We start from the raw sequence: 392 nt of genomic DNA, 5'->3' as shown, positions 1-392 counted from the left end.
GCCGTTCGGCATGCCGCCAGGTGTCGCGACGGTCGCCGGCATGGCCGCTCGACCGGCCAATTGGTCGCTGGTGGTGGGACCGCGCTGAATCGCGACTCCCGCTGAGTCTATGCCTAGGAACTTGAACTGTCGAAATGCAATTCCAATATCAAAATCCCTTCAGTTCATCCGGTCTGTACGAGAAAGGAGAATGGATATGCGCACTCCGGATTTGACTTGGTCGGTTCCGCTTAATGTTCGCCTTCAAAATGGCATCCACCATATTTTTTCCGGGCCCTACGAAGCTCTCGACTTCCTCGAGAACGAATGGCCCCTGCGTCGTGGGCAAAAGTACGAGAGGGCCGTTCGGCTCTGCCGCGGAGCGCTGAACCTTGCGACGCCGCTCGCGGTTG

Annotated in this window: 1 protein-coding gene; it reads left to right on the top strand. The window is 58.2% G+C overall.

Features of this window, described 5'->3' with window-relative positions; genetic code table 11:
* Positions 1–196: 196 nt before the first annotated feature.
* Positions 197–392: DUF982 domain-containing protein (locus tag AC1DDS_RS25815; RefSeq protein ID WP_477481451.1), on the top strand; the 196-nt coding region annotated here is incomplete at its 3' end.

Source organism: Mycoplana sp. 10N416 (assembly GCF_056394765.1).
The sequence above is the reverse complement of the archived record's forward strand: the minus strand, read 5'-3'. Positions and strand labels throughout refer to the sequence as shown.